Genomic DNA, 21,452 nt, shown 5'->3' with positions numbered 1-21,452 from the left:
CGGCAGAACTCCTGAAACAAGGACAACAATCGAATGACTGCTGCGCCTGGTCCTGGAGTTCGATGCCGGCAAACCTGGCGACAATGCCATTGTCGCTAACACGGGTATATCGACTTGCCTGTCCCGTGCCGCCGGCACTGCCTTCGTCTACCCCGCCGTTGCTTCGGTGGCGGGGCGTCGTGGTTTACACAGTCGTCGATTCCGTATAGGAATATGCCGGCACGACGGTAGGCGCCGCAGCCGACATGAAGGCGGGCTTGAGGCCCGCTATCATGTATTCGATCAGTTCCCGCACAGGACGGATGGCGCTGCCGAACGGCAGTTTTTCCGAGCCACGGAAAAACAGGCCGCGCTTGACATCGCCCGCCAGCGCGAACGCCAACTGGGTATCGATGCAGAACTGGCCTGCCTTGTCATTGCCGTCGCGCCAGCCGCACTGATGCAGGCAATCGAAACCTGCCGTGCAAGGCTTGACCTTGGCAATGCGTTGCATCTTTGCTTCCTTGTCGAGGTAGTTTTCCAGCCAGGGCGTACGCACGGCGCGCGCGGGCAGGCCCGCGGTGCTCATGAACGTGACGATGTCCTCCGGCTTGGCCTCGGCAAGCACTCTCTTGAAATTGATGTGGGCATCGCCTTCCTGCGTGACGGCAAAGGCCGAGCCCAGTTGCACCGCGTCCGCACCCATCGCCAGCAGCGAACCGACCTGCTCGTGAGTATGAACGCCGCCCGCTGCGATCAGCGGAATATTCTCGCCTTCGATGCCCAGGTCCTTGAACAATTGCCGGGCACCCGGCAGGACGCTGGTGAACTGGAAGGCGGGATTGTCGATATCGGCGATCGAAGCCGCGCCCAGGTGGCCCGCCGCGTGCTTGGGATTCTCGATGACGATGGCATCGGGAAGGCGATTCTTGCGCATCCAGCGCTTCAGAATGACGCCGATGCCGCGCACGTCGGACAGGATGGGAATCAGGGCGACCTTGGGAAAATTGGCGGTCAGGTCCGGCAAGTCGAGCGGCAGGCCCGCGCCGACGACCACGGCGTCGGTCTCGCTTTCGCATGCCTGACGCACATAGGGAGCGTATTCGGCCACGGCGCGCATGACGTTGACGGCGATGGCGCCGTTTCCGCCCGACAACTGCTTGGCCGCCTTGATCTCGCGGTCGAGCGCAATCAGGTTGACCGAATTGATGAGTTCCTTGTCTTTGTTTTTCGTGAGGTTGGTCTGCGCCATCAGGTCCGGGTGATGCCGGCGCAGATCCACGCTGGAAATGGTGCCGAGCGCGCCATATGACGCAACGGTGCCGGCCAGACGATGCGCCGAGATGCCTACGCCCATCCCGCCTTGTACGATGGGAAGCAGCGATTTGCCCTTGAGCTTGACGCGTTCGAATAAGGTCTGCAACACGATAAGTTGATCCTGATAGTGACTAGTTGTGACCAGCCATTCTAAAGCAGTCATGTACTATGACGCCAGACGAGGCCGGGCTCTTTAATTTAAATCAAAGATGTGGAGATTTTATGGCTTCAGAATCACGACATGCCGAAAGACCCTGAACCCACCATTACATTGGACGTGCGCCACCTGGCGCCGCCGGAACCACTGGAACTCGCCATGGAAGCGATTTTCCGGCTGCCTCCCGATGGCAGACTGTGCCTGCGCATCCATCGGGAACCTTATCCACTGTACGATATTTTGCGCAACAATGGGTACTTTTATGCTGTTTTTCCAACAAAAACAGGGTTCGATATCCACATTTGGCAAGATAGCTCATGCAACGCGCCCTGAACTATGACCTGACTCCGGCGCTTTCGGTTCCCCTGCGTTTTTTCCTGTCCGCCCTGATCTTCGCCCTGCTGGCGAGCCTGCTGCTGCTCTGGGCCGGTCCTCAGGCCCTGTCATCCCGCTGGACGCCAGCCGTGCTGGCCATGACCCACCTCTGGCTGCTGGGCTGCTTCACCCTGACCATCATCGGCGCCCTGTTCCAACTGTTTCCCGTCGTCGGCGGGCGCTCCCTTCCTGGAGGAAACCTCTACGCCAACACCATCCTGGCCTGTATCTCGGCCGGCGCGCTGCTGCTGGCACTGGCCTTCCTGTCCGGCACGCGCCAGTTGTTCCCCATGGCCGCCGTCACAGCCGGCGGAGGCCTGACCCTCTTCCTGCTGGGCTGCCTGCATGCGCTCGCCAGTCCGCGTCCTCCTCTGCCCGAAGGCGCGAAACCCATGTTCCGGACCCTGGCGCTCGCACTGTGCTTCCTGTCGTTCGCACTATTGAGCGGCGTCGTCAACGCCATGCTGCGCAGCGGCTCTCTCGCTACTCATCAATGGCTGTCCTCCATCGCATGGCTGGCTCCCGGAGCTCTGACGGATGCGCATGCCGTGCTCGGACTGCTGGGATGGATCGCAATGATGATCATGGCGGTCGCACCGCAAGTCATTCCCATGTTCCAGGCCACCGAACCCTATCCCTACCGATCGGAATGGCGACTCCCCATCCTGTTCGCCCTGGTCCTGCTGTCCTGGCTGCTTTGCGCGTTGCTGCCCGCATTCTCGTGGATACGGCAGACGGCCGTGGCCGCAATACTGCTGGCCTGCCTGGCATTCGCCCTGCTGACGCTGAAAACCCTGAAAACGCGCAAGCGCGCCGAGCCCGACGGCACCACTGGCTTCTGGCAAGCGGCCATGGCCTTCCTGATCCTGGCCTGCTTCTCATGGATGGCAGCCGACACGCCCCTGCTGGCCGGCGTGCTGCTGGCCGGCGCCGCCTTTTCCGCCATCAACGGCATGCTGTACCAGATAGTTCCTTTCCTGATCTGGCTGCATGCGCATCACCAGGCAAAACAGCGCAGACCCATCATGCCGAAAATGCGCGACATCATTCCCCTGCGCCAGGCGCGCCGGCAATGCGGATTACATATTGCCGCCCTGGCCCTGCTGGCCGGCGCTACGCTGTATCCCGCATATCTTGCCCGACCCGCCGCCCTGGCGATGCTGGCATCCGTGCTATGGCTGTGCGCCAATCTGTGGCGGGCGCTGCGCATTTACCGCGCAGCGTTGCAAAGCCTGCAGTAGGCGAGAATCGAAGGCATAAGTGTGCTGATCGATGCCAGCGAGCGCCTGGCCCGCCTGGCCACCGATGTCTAGCCTGCTGTCGGGCAGTGCCATCCAGGCACATTGGAGGGAGGGAAGCCCCAACGGGGCCGAGGGCGCCTGCTGGCGCGCCCGAGCCGACCGACTGGGCCTGGATGGCACTGCCCGACAGCAGGCGGGTTAGCACTTCCGCCTGAAGACATGGCCTGACTAATAAACCGAGCGGCCAAGGCCCTGTGTTCCAGAAAGCGCTCAGGCCACCAGTATCGTCAGCTTGGCCACGCCCAGCGCGAGCGTCTTCAGCCCCACATCCCGGAACTGGATCTGCGCCTGCGCATCCTGGCCGCTGCCGCTCAAACCAATGACAGTGCCCTCGCCAAACCGAGGATGCGCCACCCCCGTGCCGATGCGGAAATGCTGCTCGCCCACCGTCACACCCGAGCTCGCCCTCCTGGGCGCCATCGGCGCAATCGCATTCGTCGACGGCCGACTATACGCATCGCCGTGCCAGCCGCTCTCCGGCATCCGCTGCCGAACCTTCGGACTCAGCCACTTCACATGCGCATCGGGCAGCTCATCCAGGAAGCGCGAACGCATCGCATAGCGCGTCTTGCCATGCAGCATTCGGCTTTGCGCCAGCGTGACATACAGCTTCTTGCGGGCGCGCGTAATGGCCACATACATCAGCCGGCGCTCCTCCTCCAGCCCTCCCTGCTCCAGAATGCTGTTCTCATGCGGGAACAGCCCCTCTTCCAGGCCGGTGACGAACACCGTATCGAACTCCAGCCCCTTCGCCGCGTGGACAGTCATCAGCTGGATCGCGTCCTGACCCGCCTGCGCCTGGTTTTCTCCGGCCTCCAGCGAAGCATGCGTCAGGAACGCCGCCAGCGGCGAAAGCGCCGCCGCCACCGTGAGCCCGCTGTCCGCCAGGCCGAAAGGATCGTCCTCAGTGTCCGAAGGCTCGGCGCCGACTCCGGGCATCTGCACGGCAACGCCAGCAGGCAAGCCCTCCATGTTCTCTTCGGCCGCGAACATGGCCGCGGCATTCACCAGTTCCTTCAGGTTCTCGATGCGGTCCGCGCCCTCTTTGTCGTTCAAGTAGTGCGTCAGCAGGCCGCTATGGTGCAACACATGCTCGATCAGCTCCGGCAGGCTCAGGGATTGCGCCTCGAAACGCATTTCCTGGATGCGCTGCACGAACGCCGCCAGATTGCCGCCGCCCTTCCCGGGCACGAACGGCACTGCGCGGAACAGGCTGATACCGTGCTCGCGCGCCAGATCGCCAAGCTGCTCCAGCGTGCGTGCGCCGATGCCGCGCGCCGGAAAATTGACGACCCGCAACCAAGAAGTGTCGTCGTGCGGATTATCCAGCAGCCGCAGATAGGCCAGCGCATGCTTGATCTCCTGCCGCTCGAAGAAACGCAGGCCGCCATAGACCTTATAGGGAATGGCGGCGCGGAACAGCGCATGCTCGACCATGCGCGACTGCGCATTGCTGCGGTACAGCACGGCAATTTCCTGGCGCAGGCTGCCATCATCGATCTGCGCCTTGATCTCATCCACGATCCATTGCGCCTCGAGCTGGTCCGACGGCTGCTCAATGATGCGCACCGGTTCGCCATGGCCCGAGTCGGTCCAGAGATTCTTGCCCAGCCTGTCCTCGTTGTTGGAGATCAGCGCATTCGCGCAATCGAGGATGTGGCCCGAAGAGCGATAATTCTGCTCCAGGCGTATCACACGGCCCCTGGCGTAATTGCGCTCGAAATCCTTCATGTTGCCGACGTCGGCTCCGCGGAAGGCGTAGATGGACTGATCATCGTCGCCGACGGCGAAGATCGGCGCGCCTGCGCCGGCAAGCAGCGTCAGCCAGCGATACTGCAGGGCATTGGTGTCCTGGAACTCGTCGACCAGGATATGGCTGAAGCGGCGCTGGTAATGCTCGCGGATCGGCGCATTGCGCACCAGCAGTTCATAGGCTCGCAGCAGCAGCTCGGCGAAATCGACCACGCCCTCGCGCTCGCACTGCTCCTGGTACAGGCGATAGATGTCGATCTGGCGCCTGCGGTGCGGATCCCAGGCCTCCATGTCGTCCGGACGCTCGCCCTGTTCCTTGGCCCCGTTGATGAAATACTGCATATCCCTGGGAGGGTACTTTTCATCGTCGATGCCTTCGTTCTTCAGCAGGCGCTTGATCGCCGACAGCTGATCGGCGCTGTCTAGTATCTGGAAGGTCTGCGACAGGCCCGCGTCGCGATGGTGCGCCCGCAGCAGGCGATTGCACAGCCCGTGGAACGTGCCTACCCAAAGCCCGCGGGTATGAATGGGCAGCATGGCCGAGAGCCTGGTCAGCATCTCGCGCGCCGCTTTGTTCGTGAATGTGACGGCCAGCAGGCTGTAAGGACTTGCCTGCCCCGTCTGGATGAGCCACGCCATGCGTGTCGTCAGCACACGCGTCTTGCCGCTGCCCGCGCCGGCGAGAACCAGCGCGTGCTCGGAGGAAAGAGTAACGGCGGCCTGTTGCTGGGGATTGAGCCCTTCGATCATGCCGCGTAGCGGCGCAGGCGGCTGGCGAATTCCTGCAGGCTTTCGATGCCGCTTTGCTGCGCGCGCTGGCACCAGGCCTGGAGGTCATGCAGGAGCTGCTCGCTGGTGGCGCTGGAGCTTTCCCAGACGCGCTCCAGCTCCTGGCGCATCTGCACCAGGGTGGACAGCGACTTGTTCTGCGCCAGCACGGTGTCGACCGCGACACGCTGTTCCGGTGCCAGTTCGCTGGCGTCCGGCTGGGTCAGCCACTTGCCCGCCTGCTTGAGCGAGACGAAAGCGTTGTTCATCTGGTCTGCCGGCTTCAGGCGCTCGAGTTCCTCGCTGACGGCCTTCTTGATCAGCCTGGTATAGCGGGCCAGGATCTCGTAACGGTGCGTGATGACGCCATTCAGGGTGTTGAGGCTGATGGGGTCGGCGTCCGTCACCGGCTCCAGCTTGAGCTTGGGTGCACGCTTCTTCACCTTGGCAAGGCCGAGGAGCTCCAGGGCGCGGATATAGCCCCAGCCCAGGTCGAATTCGTACCACTTGGCGGAAAACTTGGCCGACGTGCCGTAGGCATGGTGGTTGTTGTGCAGTTCTTCGCCGCCGATGATGATGCCCCAGGGAGCGACATTGGTGCTGGTGTCCGGGCTGGCATAGTTGCGGTAGCCCCAGAAGTGGCCCAGACCGTTGACCACGCCGGCGGCCCAGAACGGAATCCATGCCATCTGCACGGCCCATACCGCCAGGCCCAGCACGCCGAAGAGCGCCAGGTCGATGCCCAGCATGATCATGATGCCCAGCAGGCTGTGGCGCGAATACAGCTTGCGCTCGATCCAGTCGTCGGGAGTGCCGTGGCCGAAGCGCTTGAGCGTTTCCGGATTGGTCGCCTCTTCGCGGTACAGCTCGGCGCCGCGGAAGAAGACTTTGCTCAGCCCGAACACCATGGGCGAATGGGGATCGCCTTCGCGCTCCACCTTGGCGTGGTGCTTGCGGTGGATGGCAACCCATTCCTTGGTAACCATGCCCGTCGTCATCCAGAGCCAGAACCTGAAGAAATGCATGACGGCGGGATGCAGGTCGAGCCCGCGGTGCGCCTGGCTGCGATGCAGGAAGACCGTGACGGAGATGATGGTGATATGCGTCAGCACCAGGGTGATGATGACAACTTTCCACCAAGCCAACTGAAGCAGGCCGCCGGAAAGGAACGCAAGGATGGAGTCCATAGGGCTGATGGGCCTTTAATAGAAGAACAGGAAAAGTGTATCCCGTTAACAGCCTCTATGACAATGGAATGACGGTCAAGTTCAGGCAGTTTTTCCCCACACCCCCTGCGACACTCTCTTAATTTGTTGTTTTTTCTTCAAAATCAACAACCTGCGTGCTCTCCTGCGTACGCTCCAGCACAGCGGCAAAAAAGCCGTCCGTGCCATGCGCATCCGGCCGCAGGCGCAGGAAATCGTCCTCCATTGCCAGGCCCTGGCAGCGGTCCGCAAGGATTTCGCCCGCGTTGCGCAGGCGAAATGCGGGGTTTTCCTCAAGGAAGCGCATCACCTGCTGCTCGTTTTCCTCCGGCAGGAGACTGCAGGTCGCATAGACCAGGCGCCCTCCCGGCTTCACGCAGCGGGCCGCCTGGCGCAGGATCTGCGCCTGCGTCTTCAGCAGTTCTCCCACCGATTCCGGGTGCTGGCGCCACTTCAGGTCGGGATTCCGCCTCAGGGTGCCGATGCCGCTGCAGGGCGCATCCACCAGCACGCGATGCGCCTTGCCCCGCAGGCGTCCCACCCGGGTGTCGTTGCCCGTGCTGATGACGACCGGCACCACATTGGACAGCCCGCTGCGCGCCAGCCTGGGCTTGGCGCGCGCCAGCCTGGGCGCGGACACGTCAAATGCATACAGCCGTCCGGTCGAACGCATCAGGGCGCCGATCAGGAGCGTCTTTCCGCCCGCGCCCGCGCAATAATCGATGATCATTTCGCCACGCTTCGGCGCCACCAGGGCCGCCAGGAGCTGGCTGCCCTCGTCCTGCACCTCGATCTCGCCCTTCTCGAACAGCTTCCAGCGGTTAAGGGGCGGCCTGCCCTGCAGACGGATGCCCCAGGGTGAATAAGGCGTGGCCTGCGCCGCGCAGGCCGCGTAAGCGTCTTCCTGCAACTGCCCCAGAACTTCGTCCCGTGAGGTTTTCAGGGGATTGACCCGGATGTCCAGCGGCGCATTCTGATTCAGCGCCTCCATCAGAGCCTCGGCATCGGCCATGCCGCCCAGTTTCTCGTCCAGCCAGTCCGGCAGACTGTATCTGACCCCGCGAGGCAGCGTATCGGGACGTATGGCAAGCACATGCGACAGCCAGCCCTGCTCCGCATCGCCCAGGCTCTGCATCAGGCGCTCGGCGCCCAGCGTACTCGCCAGCCCCAGAACGGCCAGGCGGCGGGCCGCCGGCCCCGAGCCGCTTTGCGCATAGTGCCTGTAGCGGCGCAGATGGCGCAGCACGTCGAATACCGCGTCGGCCACCTCGCTGCGATCCCTGGAACCCAGCTTGGGATTCTGGCGCAGCCAGCGCGACAATACCGCGTCCGCGGGCAGGCTCCATTGCAGCACCTCGCCCAGTACTTCGCGCACCTGCTCGATGCGAACCGCCACGATGTCCCTGCGTTCCGCGCCCGCGTCAGCGGCACCGGTACGGCGCATCGATTTTCCTGGAGCGGGCTTTCCCGCCAGCCTGCGGCGATCCCTGCCCTTGTCTGTCGTCGTACGGCTCATTCCTGCTCTCCCGGCGCAATGCGCCCTTCGTCCGCCGCCAGCCAGAAGGACCGCATCGGATTTCCTGTGATCGATACCCTGCCCTGACCGTCCAGCGATACACTGCCCTGCGCGAGCCAGCGCGCCGCACGTGCATAGAGGGGGTGCTCCACTTGCAGCACGCGCTGCGCCAGGGTTTCCTCGCTGTCGTGCGCCTCGACCGGCACTGCCGCCTGGGCGATGATGGGACCGTGATCCAGCACGGGAGTGACGAAATGCACCGTGCAGCCGTGCCATGCCACGCCCGCCGCCAGCGCCTGGCGATGGGTATGCATGCCCGGAAACGCGGGCAGCAGCGAAGGATGGATGTTGACGATGCGGCGCTCGAAGCGCTGCACGAAGGCATCGGTCAGCACCCGCATGAAGCCTGCCAGCAGAATGTAGTCCGGCCGGAAGGACGCAACCGCATCCCCCAGGGCGGCATCGAACAGCTCGCGCGAAGCATAGGCGCGGTGATCCAGCGCCACGGTTTCCAGTCCCTGCCGGCGCGCCCACTCCAGGCCCGAAGCATCCGGCCGGTTGGAGATGACCGCGCACACCCGGGCCTTCAGCGCGGGATCGGCCAGAACCTTCACCAGCGCCTGCATATTCGATCCGCGGCCGGAAATCAGGATCACGAACCGCCGTGTTTCAGAATTTGTTGCGTCCAAGACTACAATTCCAGATTCAGCAAAAACGGGATTGTAATCTTTTGCCGTGAAACCTACGCCGAGCATCTACCGCCATCTCCCCCGCCACGACACACGCCGCCCCAGCGCCGTGACGATCGGCAATTTCGACGGCGTTCACCTGGGGCACCGCGCCATCCTCTCCTGTCTGCGCGCTGCGGCCGCCGAGCACTCGCTCTGCCCGACCGTCATGACGTTCTCCCCTCATCCCCGGGCTTTCTTTGCCCGGCGGGCCCAGCGGCCCGAGCTGATCCCCACGCAGATCAGCAGCCTGCGCGACAAGGTCGCGCTGCTGGCGGGCGAAGGCATCGAACAGATTGCGCTCGTCCGCTTCAACCAGGCCTTCGCCGAGCTTTCGCCGGAAACCTTCATTTCGCGCCTGCTGGTCGACGGACTCAACACCCGCTGGCTGCTGGTCGGCGAGGATTTCCGCTTCGGCAACAAGCGAGCCGGCGACATCGCCCTTCTGCGCCAGGCCGGCGAACGCTACGGTTTTTCCGTCCAGACCATTGCCGACGTCACCGACAGCCACGAGCGCCGCATTTCCAGCACCGATGTGCGGACTGCGCTGGCCGTGGGCGAACTGGAGCGGGCCCGGGCCCTGCTGGGAGCGCCGTTCCGCATCAGCGGCCACGTCATTCACGGCCGCAAGCTGGGACGCACCATCGGCTTCCCCACGCTGAACCTGCGGGTTCCCGACCCCTGCGCGGCACGCTCCGGCATCTACGTGGTGCGCGTGCACGGACTGGCCGACGAGCCGCTGGCCGGCGTGGCCAGCCTTGGCGTGCGCCCCACGGTGGCCGACGGCGGCGCATTGCTGCTGGAAACACACTTGCTCGACCGCAGCCTGGACGCATACGGTAAACTCGCGTCTGTAGAATTCCTCAGATACCTGCGGGACGAAGAGAAATTCCCCGACCTTCCCACACTGACTGCCGCCATTGCCAGCGATGTGCGTGGCGCACGCGACTATTTCGCCATCCATGGACTATAAAAACACGCTGAACCTTCCCGATTCCCCGTTTCCCATGCGGGGCGATCTGGCCAAACGCGAACCCGGCTGGATTGCCGAATGGGAGAGCAACAAGATCTACGCAGCCATCCGCGCCGCCTGCAAGGGCCGCCCGCGCTTCGTGCTGCACGATGGTCCTCCCTATGCGAACGGCGACATCCACATTGGCCATGCAGTCAACAAGATACTGAAGGACATCATCGTCAAGAGCCGCAACATGGCCGGCTATGACGCGCACTACGTGCCCGGCTGGGACTGCCACGGCATGCCCATCGAGATCCAGATCGAAAAGAAATACGGCAAGCACCTGCCGGTCGCCGAAGTCCAGGCCAAGGCCCGCGCCTATGCGCTGGAGCAGATCGACCGCCAGCGCAAGGACTTCAAGCGCCTGGGCGTGCTGGCCGACTGGGACCATCCCTACCTGACCATGAACTTCAGCAACGAAGCCGACGAGCTTCGCGCGCTGGGCAAGATCCTGGAAAAAGGCTACGTCTACCGCGGCCTGAAACCCGTCAACTGGTGCTTCGACTGCGCTTCCGCGCTGGCCGAGGCAGAAGTCGAATACGCAGACCGCAAGGATCCCGCCATCCATACTGCATTCCCGTTCGACGAACCGGCACGCCTGGCCGCTGCATTCGGCTTGCCGTCCGTTGCCGACGGCGCGCTGGTCATATGGACCACAACGCCCTGGACCATTCCCGCCAACCAGGCGCTGAATGTGCATCCCGAGATCAGCTACGCGCTGGTCAGGCTGGACCAGCCCCGCGAAACGGGAGAGTTGCTGCTGATCGCCGAAGATCGCGTCGCAGCCTGCCTGGACGAGTGGAAGCTGTCGGCCAGCGTCATCGCCACGGCGCCAGGCGCGGCGCTCGACGGCATCCGCTTCCGCCATCCGCTGCACGACGTCCACGAAGGCTACCGCCGCACCTCGCCCATCTACCTCGCGGACTACGTCACGCTGGACACGGGTACCGGCATCGTGCACTCGGCGCCCGCCTATGGCGTGGAAGACTTCATTTCCTGCAAGCAGCACGGCCTGGCCGACGACGACATCATCAGCCCAGTCCTGGCCGACGGCCGCTATGCCGAAAGCCTGCCGCTGTTCGGCGGCCTGACCATCTGGGACGCCAACCCCAGGATCGTGCATGCGCTGCAAACCGCCGGTGTCCTGCTCAAGTCCGAAAACCACGTGCACAGCTACATGCATTGCTGGCGCCACAAGTCTCCCGTCATCTACCGCGCCACCAGCCAGTGGTTCGCAGGCATGGACCGCACGCCGGCCGACGGCGGCAAGAGCCTGCGTGAATCCGCGCTCGAAGGCATCGAGGCGACCGCCTTCTACCCCGCCTGGGGCAAGGCCCGCCTGCACGCCATGATCGCCAACCGGCCCGACTGGACCTTGTCGCGCCAGCGCCAGTGGGGCGTGCCCATGGCATTCTTCGTGCACAAGGAAACCGGCCAGCTCCATCCCCGTACTCCCGAGCTGATCGAACAGGTGGCGCAACGCATCGAAGCCCATGGCATCGAAGCCTGGCAATCCCTGGATCCGCGCGAACTGCTGGGCGACGAAGCCGACCAGTACGAAAAAAACCGCGACACGCTGGACGTCTGGTTCGATTCCGGCACGACCCACGCCACCGTGCTGGGCGGCCAGGACCACGCCATCAAGGGTTCGCATGGCGAATCGCTGCAATGGCCCGCCGACCTCTACCTGGAAGGGTCGGACCAGCATCGCGGCTGGTTCCACTCCTCGCTGCTGACCGGCTGCATGCTGTATGGCCGCCCGCCCTACAAGGCCTTGTTGACGCACGGCTTCGTGGTGGACGGGGACGGCCGCAAGATGAGCAAATCGATCGGCAACGTCATTTTCCCGCAGAAGATCGCCGACTCCCTGGGCGCGGAGATCCTGCGCCTGTGGACCGCATCCACGGACTACTCCGGCGAGCTGTCCATCTCCGACGAAATCCTCAAGCGCGTGGTCGAAGGCTATCGCCGCATCCGCAATACGCTGAAGTTCCTGCTGGGCAACCTGGCCGACTTCGATCCCGAGCAGCATGCGGTTCCCTACGGGCAATTGTTCGACATCGACCGCTACGCCCTGCTGATGACTGCGCAGATGCAGGCCGAGGTCCTGCCCCTGTACGAACGCTACGAGTTCCACCCCGCCGTGGCCCGGCTGCAGATCTTCTGTTCGGAGGACCTGGGCGCGTTCTACCTCGACGTGCTGAAGGACAGGCTCTACATCACGGGCAAGGACAGCCTGGCCCGCCGCTCGGCCCAGACCGCGTTGTATCAGCTGACGCAGGCCCTGCTGAAGCTGCTGGCGCCCATCCTGTCGTTTACGGCCGAAGAAGCCTGGAAAGCGCTGCACGGCGAAAAGGCCGGCGCCACGATCTTCACCGAGCTGTTCCAACCCTTGCCCGACCCGGCAAGCGACACTGCGCTGATTGCCGCCTGGGAGCGCCTGCGCGCCATCCGCGCCAACGTCATGCGCAGTATCGAGGACGTCCGCTCCGCCGGCAATATCGGCTCGTCCCTGGCCGCGGAAATCGACATCCATGCTGGCGGCGAGGACTACGATGTCCTGGCAGCACTGGAAGACGATCTGCGCTTCGTCCTGATCACGTCGCGCGCCACCGTGCATCGCAGCGAAGACGAAACGCCGCGCATCGTGGTCACGCCCTCGTCGCACGACAAGTGCGGCCGCTGCTGGCACCACCGTCCCGAGGTCGGCCAGGATCCGGAGCATCCGGAACTCTGCGGCCGCTGCGCCGATACGCTGAATGGCAAGACGGAAGACCGCAGCCATGCCTGACCAGGCATCTCCCCGCGATGAGCGGGCAGCGACAGGAAAACCCTTCCTGTTCTGGCTGCTCGTCGCGCTCGGCATCATCGTCCTCGATCAATTGACCAAGCTGTATTTCGACACGCAGCTGGCATATGGCGAGCGCTGGCCGCTGCTGCCGGTCTTCGACTTCACGCTGCTCTACAACAGGGGCGCCGCCTTCAGCTTCCTGGCGTCGGGCGAAGGCTGGCAGCGCTGGCTGTTCACCGGCATCGCGCTGGGCGCGTCGGTGCTGATCCTGCATCTGCTGCGCAGACATCCCGGGCAGACCCTGTTCTGCACGTCGCTCAGTCTCATCCTTGGCGGGGCCATCGGCAATCTCGCGGATCGCCTGTATCATGGTCATGTCGTCGATTTCCTGCTTTTCTACTGGAACGACTGGTATTTCCCGGCCTTCAACGTGGCGGATATCGCCATTACGTGCGGCGCGGCCCTCCTCATACTGGACGAGCTGCTGCGCATGCGCCGCGACAGGAAGCAGGCGGCCGGCGCCAGCGACCAATAAACACGGGCCCTTCATCAAATGAAACAGGTAACGTCCATCCCCGACCTTGCCGGCAAGCGCATCGTCCTCGGACTGACCGGCGGCATCGCCTGCTACAAGTCGGCCGAGTTCCTGCGGCGAGCCCAGGATCACGGCGCCGTCGTCGATGTCGTCATGACGCCCGCCGCCACGCATTTCATCACACCGACCACCATGCAGGCGCTGTCGGGCAATCCCGTTTTCATCGATACCGATGACGGCAGGGTTTCGAACAGCATGGCGCACATCAACCTGGGCCGCAGCGCCGATGCCATCCTCATCGCGCCGGCCAGCGCCGACTTCATCGCCAAGCTGGCGCACGGCATGGCCGACGATCTGCTGTCCACGCTATGCCTGGCGCGCGGGCAGTGTCCCCTGCTGGTGGCTCCCGCCATGAACCGCGAAATGTGGGCGCATCCCGCCACGCAGCGCAATGTCGCCCAGTTGCGGGCTGACGGCGTCGTTATTCTCGGCCCGGGCTCGGGCAGCCAGGCCTGCGGGGAGACCGGCGACGGCCGCATGCTGGAGCCGCATGAGCTCCTGTCCGACCTGATCGATCACTTCCAGCCCAAGCACCTGGCAGGCAAGCGCGTGCTCATCACGGCAGGCCCGACTTCGGAGGCCATCGATCCCGTGCGCGTCATCACCAACCGCTCGTCGGGAAAAACAGGCTACGCCATCGCTCAGGCGGCGCGTGAAGCCGGCGCGCAGGTCGTCCTCGTTTCCGGCCCCACTTCGCTTCCCTGCCCCCGGCATGTCCTGCGCATCGATACCGAAAGCGCCATAGACATGCATGCCATCGTGATGAACGAGGCTACGCAGGCTGATATTTTCATCTCCGTCGCCGCCGTCGCCGACTGGCATGTCATCAACAGCAGCCAGCAAAAACTGAAGAAGACGGAACAAGGCCAGGGACTGCCCGAATTGCAGTTCGCCCCCAACCCCGACATTCTCGCCGAAGTCGCCAGGCTCAGTGACGGCCCCTGGTGCGTGGGCTTCGCCGCCGAGACCGAAAACCTGCACGAGCATGCCGAAGCCAAGCGCAAGCGCAAAGGCATCCCCCTGCTGGTCGGCAACCTGGCCCAGCACGCCATGAACGCCGATACGACCCAGTTCGTTCTGTTCGACGACAAGGGTCACCAGGCACTGCCCGCGCAGCCCAAACTGTCCGCCGCGCGCGAGCTGATACTCGCCATTGCGCAGCGGCACTCTTCCATACAGGCAAAATCGCAAGGAACCCATCGCAAATGAAGCGTGTAGCACTGAAAATCCTGGATCCGCGCATGCGGGACAATCTGCCCGCCTATGCCACCTCCGGCTCGGCCGGCCTTGATCTGCGCGCCTGCCTGGATGAAGCCATCACACTGCAGCCGGGCCAGACAGAACTCGTATCCACAGGACTTTCCATCCACCTGGCCGATCCGGGCTACGCCGCCGTCATCCTGCCCCGCTCAGGGCTGGGCCACAAGCACGGCATCGTGCTGGGCAATCTGGTCGGCCTGATCGACTCCGACTATCAGGGCCCCCTGATGGTGTCCGTCTGGAATCGCGGCAATACGCCGTTCGTGCTCGAACCCATGGAAAGGCTGGCGCAACTGGTCGTGGTTCCCGTCGCTCAGGTCCAGTTCGACGTCGTCGACAGCTTCGAGGACAGCGAGCGCGGCAGCGGCGGCTTCGGCAGCACCGGACGCGGCTGAGCGGCCGCGGGCCGCCCGGCCCCGCCTTGCGGTAGACTGTCTTACCTGCGCGCATGCAATGCGCATCCGCGCCACGATCCGCTACCGCACAGGAGGAAGCCTTGTCCAGCACATCACTCTATCGGCGCCTCGGCGCCAGCAATCTGCGCGTCTCCAGGCTGTGCCTGGGCGCCATGATGTTCGGCGGCGCGACCGACAAGGCCGAATCCGGCCGTATCGTCGCCTCGGCGCGCGAGCGCGGCCTGAATTTCATCGACACGGCCGACATCTACAACCAGGGCGCCTCGGAAGAGGTCGTGGGCGAACTGCTGGACGGCCAGCGCGACAGCTGGGTGCTGGCCACCAAGATCGGCAATGCGGCCCGCCCCGACATTCCGAACGAGTCCCGCTATTCCCGCCAATGGCTGGTTCGCGGTGTGGAGAACAGCCTGCGCCGCCTGCGCACGGACTATATCGACATCCTCTACCTGCACCGCGACTTTCACCGGGAAAACCTGGAAGAAACCGCCCTGGCGCTGGGCGACCTGATCCGGGCCGGGAAAATCCGCAGTTTCGGCCTGTCCAATTTCCGCGGCTGGCGCATTGCCGAGATGGTCCATCTTTGCAGACAGTTGCACGTGCCGCAGCCCGTCGTGCTGCAGCCCTGCTACAACCTGCTCAACCGGGGGCCCGAGGTCGAGGTCTTGCCGGCCTGCGAACACTACGGACTGGGCGTGGTGCCATACAGCCCGATCGCGCGCGGCGTGCTGACCGGCAAATACCAGCCCGGCGCACAGCCCGATGCAGATACGCGCATGGGCCGCGGCGACGTCCGCATTCGCGAGACGGAGTTTCGCGAAGAGTCCCTGGCCATCGCCCAGACCATTGCGGAGCATGCGCGCCAGCGGGGCGTGAACCCGGGTCAGTTCGCCACCGCCTGGGTGCTGGCCAATCCCATCGTCACCTCCGTCATCGCGGGCCCGCGCACCCTGGCGCAGATGGAAGACTACTACGGCGCGCTGGACATCGCGATTTCGCCCGAAGAAGAAGCCATGGTCGATGCGCTCGTCTCGCCCGGACATCCTTCCACGCCGGGCTACAACGACCCCGGCCATCCCTTCTACGGACGGCCTGTGTAGATACGCTCGAATACCGCCAGCGATTCGACATGCCCCGTATGCGGAAACATGTTGATGACGCCGGCGGCAAGCAGCCGATAGGACTTGGCAAGGATGCCCGCATCCCTGGCCAGCGTCGCCGGATTACAGGACACATAGACGATGCGCTCCGGCGCCTCTCCCGGCGCCAGGCCGGCGAGCGCCAGGCAAAGCGCCTGGGCGCCGTCGCGCGGAGGGTCCAGGAGCACGCGGTCGAAGCGCTTTTGCCGGCGCAGCCAGTGCGCGTCAACAGCAAACAGGTCCGTCGTCGCAAAGCGCACTTTTTCCTGCAGATGGTTGTCCTGTGCAGCCTGCATCGCGCGCTCGGTCAAGGCGCGGCTGCCTTCGACGCCAAGCACCTGTCTTGCCTGAATGGCCAGCGGCAGCGAGAAATTTCCCAGGCCACAGAAGAAATCCGCCACCCGGTCCGTCGGCCTGGCATCCAGCAATTGCAGCGCCTTCGACACCATGACCTGATTAAGTCCCGGATTGGCCTGGGTGAAATCCGTCGGGAAATACGGCATGCGCAAGCCAAACGCAGGCAGAGCATAGGACAGCGCATCCCGGTCGCCAGGGTTCAGCGGATGCAGTTCGCGCCTCGACGGCGGCTGCAGCCACCAGAGGATGCCGTGCCGCGCCGCGAATTCGCGCAGAAGGGCAATATCCTCACGGCTCAGCGCATGCTCATGGTGCAGCACCAGGGCGGTTGCAGCGCTGCCCGCCGCCACGCCGATTTCCCGGATCGACTGCGGCATCGACAGACTGGCAACCATTGCATGCAGCGCCGGCAGCAGACTCGAGACGTGGGCCGGCAATACGGCGCAGCTTTGCACATCGGCGATACGATGGCTGCCCTGCTCGCGATAGCCTATGCGCACGACGCCCGCCGCTGCGCGCACGGCCAGCCGGGCGCGATGGCGGTAGGCCCATTCGGGACCGTGCAGCGGCGGCAGTATCTGCTCAGGCTTCACACCTCCGATCCGCCGCAGAGTATCCTCCAGCACGCGCTGCTTTGTCGCCACCTGGGCCGAAGGTTCTAGATGCTGCATGCTGCAGCCGCCACAGGTATCCGCATACAGGCACGGCGCCCGCCTGCGCTGCGGCGAAGGCTTCAGCACCTGGTCCAGTCTGGCCAGCGCATATCGCGCCTTTTCCTGGAGCACGCTGGCCCGTACCAGTTCGCCGGGCAAGGCGCCCTCGACGAAAAATACCTTGCCGTCATGCCTTGCCACTCCCCTTCCTTCGATATCCAGGGAGTCTATGTGCAATACGCAGGCCGGAGGCATGATGGATGAAAGGTTCGGCGTATGAAGAGGAACGGTATTTTATACGCATCCCCGCTGCAGACATGTCCGCAGGGAATTCACGGCGGCCCCGGTTCTCAGCCGGCGGCGCTCGCGGTACTGCAGCGCAGGCTCTGCAGGCCGGCATCCCGCGACAAAGCTTCTCCCTTCACGCTTGAAGCAATGGCCTGCGAGAAACGCTCCAGCAGTGCCTTCTGCGCCTCGACCAGCGGTTCCACGCCCGCTGTGTCGACAGGCTGCGTGGCCATTGCGCGGCAGAAGCGCGCTCCTGTCGTCGCCGAAGGCGGGGACAGCCGCCAGGTCGCCTCCAGCGTTGCGCCATCGCCGTTGCGCATCTCGAAGCGATTGACCGTAAAACCTATCGTCCAGACTGCGAGCCCCTGCGGCGCACGCATGCCGTCGATCGACAAGGCATCCAACCGGTCTGCCAGCGACAGCGACAGCGCCTGCCGTATCTCATCGGCCAGCGGAGCTGCCCAGACACTTTCGTTGAGCAGCAGCAGCAGCGCATCGGAATCCGGCCTGGACAGGACGATCTGGGGCCGGTCCACCTGAGCGGGAAGGCCTACGGGCTGCAGATGGATGGCAATCGCCTGCGAGGCCGCCGCGCGGCCGGAGGCCGACTGTCCATTCTGCGGTGAAACCAGCGAAAAATAACGGCTTGCCGGCGTCGTTGCGCAAGCGGCCAGCAACAGGGCTGGAATCGCCGCCAGTAATCGGAAAGATTGCTTCATCTCTTTTCTCCAAATCCTTTGCCGAAGCGCTCGTGAGTCACTCCCGCCTGAAGTCGGGAGCTTCCTCGCCACAATACGGGGGCGCCTGCGGCGCCACATGAACACTGCCTCGCTTGACCTCGTCGTGAACGACGAGGCTTGCGCTTTGACCCGTGGTCAGTCGGTCAGGACGGCATCGCGCGGCCTGCCGCGCAGCAATGCCCCGGGATTGGTCTGCAGGTAGTCCGCCAGCGCACGCATGGAACGCGCCGCGCTGTTGAGCTCCTTGAGGACGGTATCCATGGACCCCGTGATGCCGGAGTCCGGAGCCAGCAGCCCCGAGACCGCGTCCAGGGACTTCCTGGCCGACTTCAGCATTTCAGCCGCCTGCGGCGTCAATGTCTTGTCCATGCTGTCGGCAAGCTTGCCGAACGACTGCAGACTGCTGCGCAGGTCCTGACTGATGCCGTCGAACGGTATGGCATCAATCTTCGACACGATGCTGCTGATCTGCTGCTGCAAGCGGTCGAAATCGCCGGATATGACCGGAATCTGCAACGGCCGGTAGGCATCGTTGAACGTGACCTTTTCGGCCTTCGGGAAGAAATCCAGGGCAATGTACTGCTGCCCCGTCAGCAGGTTGCCCGCCCGCATCTGCGCCCGCAGCCCATTTTCCACCATGGGCTTGAACAGGGCGGCGACCGTATCCTCGCTCATCTGGCCCTTCATGCGCGCCAACTGCTGCTCGAAAAGCTCTCCCAGACGCGCAGGGTAGATATCGGCGCTCACCAGCGCGTAGAAGCGCATGGTGTTGTAATCGAACGCCATATCGATTTCCGTCACATGGCCCAGTTCCAGCCCCCTGAAATCGACGGGCGCGCCGATCTTCAGCCCGCGTATGGAGTGGCGCAGTTCCATCTCGATCTCTATCGGTTCTCCATCCGGCTTGGCAAGCGCTTCTTCCTTGCTTCTCGCCAGCTTGAACACGGCCTCCGGCTCGGCGCGGGCAGTATCGTCCTCTCCTCCCGGTGCGAAGGAAATGGCCCCGGCAACGATGGATGCCAGCGACACCGCCTCCATATTGAAGCCGTCGGCGCCAACCGAAGCCTGCAGCCCGCTGGCGTTCCAGAAGCGCGCATCCCTGGTCACCAGGCGATCGTGCGGCGCATCGATGAACACCTGTATGTCCACGGAAGCCCCGCTATCCTCGAGCGCATAGCCGATGACCCGCCCCACTTCGATGCGGCGGTAATAGACGGGAGATCCTACTTCGAACGCGCCCAGCTCCGACGCTTTCAGGGTGAAGCGCGATCCCGCGCGCGTGCTGACCACCTCGGGCGGTTTTTCCAGCCCCTCGAATTCATACACGGCATCTGCCGACGCACTGTCGTCGGCCCGGGGAATATCCACGCTGATATACGGCCCCGACAGCAGCGTTCCCAGCCCGGAGACGCCGCTGACACCCAGACGGGGCCGGACAACCCAGAACCTGGTTTCCGGGCGGGTGATGTGCTCTGAACCTTCGCGGTCCAGCTGTATCTTCACGAGCACGCGCGAGCGGTCCGGCGCAACCCGGATATCCGATACGGCGCCGACGGCCACGTCGCGATAGCGCAATTTGGTCTGCCCTACCTCCAGCCCTTCCGCCGACTCGAAACTGACGGTGACTTCGGGCCCGGTCTGCAGCCAGTCCCTGACCAGCAGCGACGCGCCTGCCAGCAGCGCGACCAGAGGCACCAGCCATATCCAGGAAATGCGTCCCTTCTCCCGCTGGACCACTTCCGGCTCCTGCGCGGGCGCCGCTTCCGGCGCTCCGCTCTTGTCTTCAGTCATCTTGTCTTGCGTCATGAGTGATTTGTGGAATGATTGCGCGGCCTGCCGCCCCTGTCCGATTGCCGGGAACCGGCCTGCCGGCATCCGGGACGCTGTGCGCCTGCGCCGGCCTGGCGTCCCAGCCCTTGCGCGGATCGAAGCTCAGCGCGGCCAGCATGGTCAGCACCACGACCAGACCGAAGCTGAAGGCTCCCGAGCCCGCTTGGACCTGGGATATGCCCGGGAAATCCGCCATGGCTGAAAGCAGTACCACCACGAACACGTCCAGCATGGACCATTGCCCGATGAACTCGACCAATTCGTACAAGCGCGTGCGCTGGCGCTGCGTGGCGGCGTTGGCCCATCGCCGTTTTAACATAAGTACAGACAGCGCAAGCAGCTTGGTCATGGGCACCACGACGCTGGCGATGAATACGATGACGGCCAGGTCCCAGGAGCCGAGCTGCCACAGCTCGATCACGCCGCCGATGATGGTGTGGGAACTCAGTCCGGCGGGCGTGCGCACCCACATCACAGGCAGGATGTTTGCGGGAATATAGAGGATCGTCGCGGCAACCACCAGTGCGGCGGCCCTGGACAGGCTGTCCGGCTTGCGGCGATGCACCCGGGCGCCGCAACGGCCGCAATGCGCCAGGCCGGCCGGCTGGACATAGCCGCAATCGGAACACGACGCAGCCATCTGCCGGTCTTTCAGCCTGCGTCCCGATACCGGCGCCAGGCCGGCATCCTCCGCCTCGCGCCAGAGCGACAGCGCGGTAACACGGCTGAGCATGGTCATCAGGATGGACAGCACGGCAAACGCCCAGATGGCTGGACCCGGCTCCAGCCTCGCCATGCCCGCCAGTTTGACGATGGCGACGACGATGGCGAGCAGCAGGACCGGCATCATGCTCCAGGGAGCCAGATGGCGCAGTATCCGCATGCCATGGCGGAAATCCCAGGGCAGGCGCCCCTTGGCCAGGCAAAGCAGCGCCCACAACAGAAACAGCAGCTGCGTCAATGGAATCAGGAAAGCGAACAACCCTGTCATCAGGGACAGGCCGATATGCCCCTGCACCCATGTCATGCGCAGCGCCTGCGGCAGCGTCGCATGGACTTCCTTGCCGGCCAGCGTCAGCGAGCCGAGCGGCGACAGATTGGCGATGGCGAACACCATCAGCGCGGCCAGCACCAGCGCGATCCAGCCCGTCAGGGAAATGCTGCTCCTGTGATAGAGCACATAGCCGCACTGGCGGCAGTTGGCCTGGGCGCGCACCGCGATGGGAACCCGCTCATGCATACTGCCGCAGTGCGGGCAAGCCACACGGGGATG

At 64.1% G+C, this 21,452-nt stretch carries 17 protein-coding genes; 8 read left to right on the top strand and 9 right to left on the bottom strand.

The window, feature by feature from the left end; translation table 11 throughout:
- Positions 1-184: 184 nt before the first annotated feature.
- Positions 185-1,459, bottom strand: a complete 1,275-nt coding sequence (locus tag EV686_RS05595; protein ID WP_132474365.1) for an NAD(P)H-dependent flavin oxidoreductase — start codon at positions 1,457-1,459, stop codon at positions 185-187.
- 78 nt (positions 1,460-1,537) lie between these two features.
- On the opposite strand from EV686_RS05595, the gene EV686_RS05590 reads away from it, so the two are divergent.
- A complete protein-coding gene (locus tag EV686_RS05590; protein WP_132474363.1) occupies positions 1,538-1,786 on the top strand; it encodes a DUF2249 domain-containing protein in 249 nt (82 codons plus the stop codon).
- Complete coding sequence (locus EV686_RS05585; protein WP_132474361.1) at positions 1,771-3,069, top strand: hypothetical protein; 1,299 nt, start codon at positions 1,771-1,773, stop codon at positions 3,067-3,069. Before EV686_RS05590 ends, EV686_RS05585 begins: the two co-directional genes overlap by 16 nt.
- Before the next feature lie 270 nt (positions 3,070-3,339).
- Here the strand turns inward: EV686_RS05585 and EV686_RS05580 are convergent, their stop codons facing one another.
- The 4 genes from EV686_RS05580 to purN all read right to left on the bottom strand — a co-directional run bounded on the left by EV686_RS05580 (position 3,340) and on the right by purN (position 9,059).
- Positions 3,340-5,631: a UvrD-helicase domain-containing protein gene (locus EV686_RS05580; protein ID WP_132474359.1), complete on the bottom strand. Its 2,292-nt coding sequence runs from the start codon at positions 5,629-5,631 to the stop codon at positions 3,340-3,342.
- Entirely contained in the window at positions 5,628-6,836 is a 1,209-nt protein-coding gene (locus EV686_RS05575; protein ID WP_132474357.1) for a DesA family fatty acid desaturase, read from the bottom strand. Before EV686_RS05575 ends, EV686_RS05580 begins: the two co-directional genes overlap by 4 nt.
- Positions 6,837-6,954: 118 nt before the next feature.
- Positions 6,955-8,370, bottom strand: a complete 1,416-nt coding sequence (locus EV686_RS05570; protein WP_165972513.1) for an RsmB/NOP family class I SAM-dependent RNA methyltransferase — start codon at positions 8,368-8,370, stop codon at positions 6,955-6,957.
- A complete protein-coding gene (gene purN / locus EV686_RS05565) occupies positions 8,367-9,059 on the bottom strand; it encodes a phosphoribosylglycinamide formyltransferase (protein ID WP_165972512.1) in 693 nt (230 codons plus the stop codon). The genes EV686_RS05570 and purN overlap by 4 nt, the downstream gene beginning before the upstream one ends.
- A 46-nt stretch (positions 9,060-9,105) precedes the next feature.
- Here purN and EV686_RS05560 point away from each other — a divergent pair, with 46 nt between their 5' ends.
- The 6 genes from EV686_RS05560 to EV686_RS05535 all read left to right on the top strand — a co-directional run bounded on the left by EV686_RS05560 (position 9,106) and on the right by EV686_RS05535 (position 16,272).
- On the top strand, positions 9,106-10,071 hold the full coding sequence (locus tag EV686_RS05560; protein WP_132474353.1) for a bifunctional riboflavin kinase/FAD synthetase: 966 nt from the start codon (positions 9,106-9,108) through the stop codon (positions 10,069-10,071).
- Positions 10,061-12,904, top strand: a complete 2,844-nt coding sequence (ileS, locus tag EV686_RS05555) for an isoleucine--tRNA ligase (protein ID WP_132474351.1) — start codon at positions 10,061-10,063, stop codon at positions 12,902-12,904. The genes EV686_RS05560 and ileS overlap by 11 nt, the downstream gene beginning before the upstream one ends.
- On the top strand, positions 12,897-13,439 hold the full coding sequence (gene lspA / locus EV686_RS05550; RefSeq protein ID WP_132474349.1) for a signal peptidase II: 543 nt from the start codon (positions 12,897-12,899) through the stop codon (positions 13,437-13,439). The genes ileS and lspA overlap by 8 nt, the downstream gene beginning before the upstream one ends.
- 36 nt (positions 13,440-13,475) lie before the next feature.
- A complete protein-coding gene (gene coaBC, locus EV686_RS05545) occupies positions 13,476-14,708 on the top strand; it encodes a bifunctional phosphopantothenoylcysteine decarboxylase/phosphopantothenate--cysteine ligase CoaBC (RefSeq protein ID WP_132474892.1) in 1,233 nt (410 codons plus the stop codon).
- The gene (gene dut, locus EV686_RS05540) at positions 14,705-15,154 is read left to right on the top strand and encodes a dUTP diphosphatase (protein WP_132474347.1); all 450 of its coding nucleotides are present in this window, start codon (positions 14,705-14,707) and stop codon (positions 15,152-15,154) included. The genes coaBC and dut overlap by 4 nt, the downstream gene beginning before the upstream one ends.
- Before the next feature lie 101 nt (positions 15,155-15,255).
- On the top strand, positions 15,256-16,272 hold the full coding sequence (locus EV686_RS05535) for an aldo/keto reductase (protein WP_279389451.1): 1,017 nt from the start codon (positions 15,256-15,258) through the stop codon (positions 16,270-16,272).
- On the opposite strand, the gene rlmD is transcribed toward EV686_RS05535, so the two are convergent.
- The 4 genes from rlmD to EV686_RS05515 all read right to left on the bottom strand — a co-directional run bounded on the left by rlmD (position 16,254) and on the right by EV686_RS05515 (position 21,419).
- Complete coding sequence (gene rlmD, locus EV686_RS05530) at positions 16,254-17,576, bottom strand: 23S rRNA (uracil(1939)-C(5))-methyltransferase RlmD (RefSeq protein WP_279389450.1); 1,323 nt, start codon at positions 17,574-17,576, stop codon at positions 16,254-16,256. The two genes, EV686_RS05535 and rlmD, sit on opposite strands and share 19 nt — an antisense overlap.
- A 95-nt stretch (positions 17,577-17,671) precedes the next feature.
- Positions 17,672-18,328 (bottom strand): PqiC family protein, encoded by a 657-nt coding sequence (locus EV686_RS05525; RefSeq protein ID WP_165972511.1) that lies wholly within the window; start codon positions 18,326-18,328, stop codon positions 17,672-17,674.
- Between the two features lie 156 nt (positions 18,329-18,484).
- Positions 18,485-20,155 (bottom strand): PqiB family protein, encoded by a 1,671-nt coding sequence (locus EV686_RS05520; RefSeq protein WP_377748105.1) that lies wholly within the window; start codon positions 20,153-20,155, stop codon positions 18,485-18,487.
- On the bottom strand, positions 20,133-21,419 hold the full coding sequence (locus tag EV686_RS05515; protein WP_243650759.1) for a paraquat-inducible protein A: 1,287 nt from the start codon (positions 21,417-21,419) through the stop codon (positions 20,133-20,135). Before EV686_RS05515 ends, EV686_RS05520 begins: the two co-directional genes overlap by 23 nt.
- Positions 21,420-21,452 lie beyond the last annotated feature (33 nt).

This window comes from Paracandidimonas soli (assembly GCF_004342005.1).
GTDB lineage: Bacteria > Pseudomonadota > Gammaproteobacteria > Burkholderiales > Burkholderiaceae_B > Paracandidimonas > Paracandidimonas soli.
This window is presented reverse-complemented; position numbering and strand designations above follow the sequence as displayed.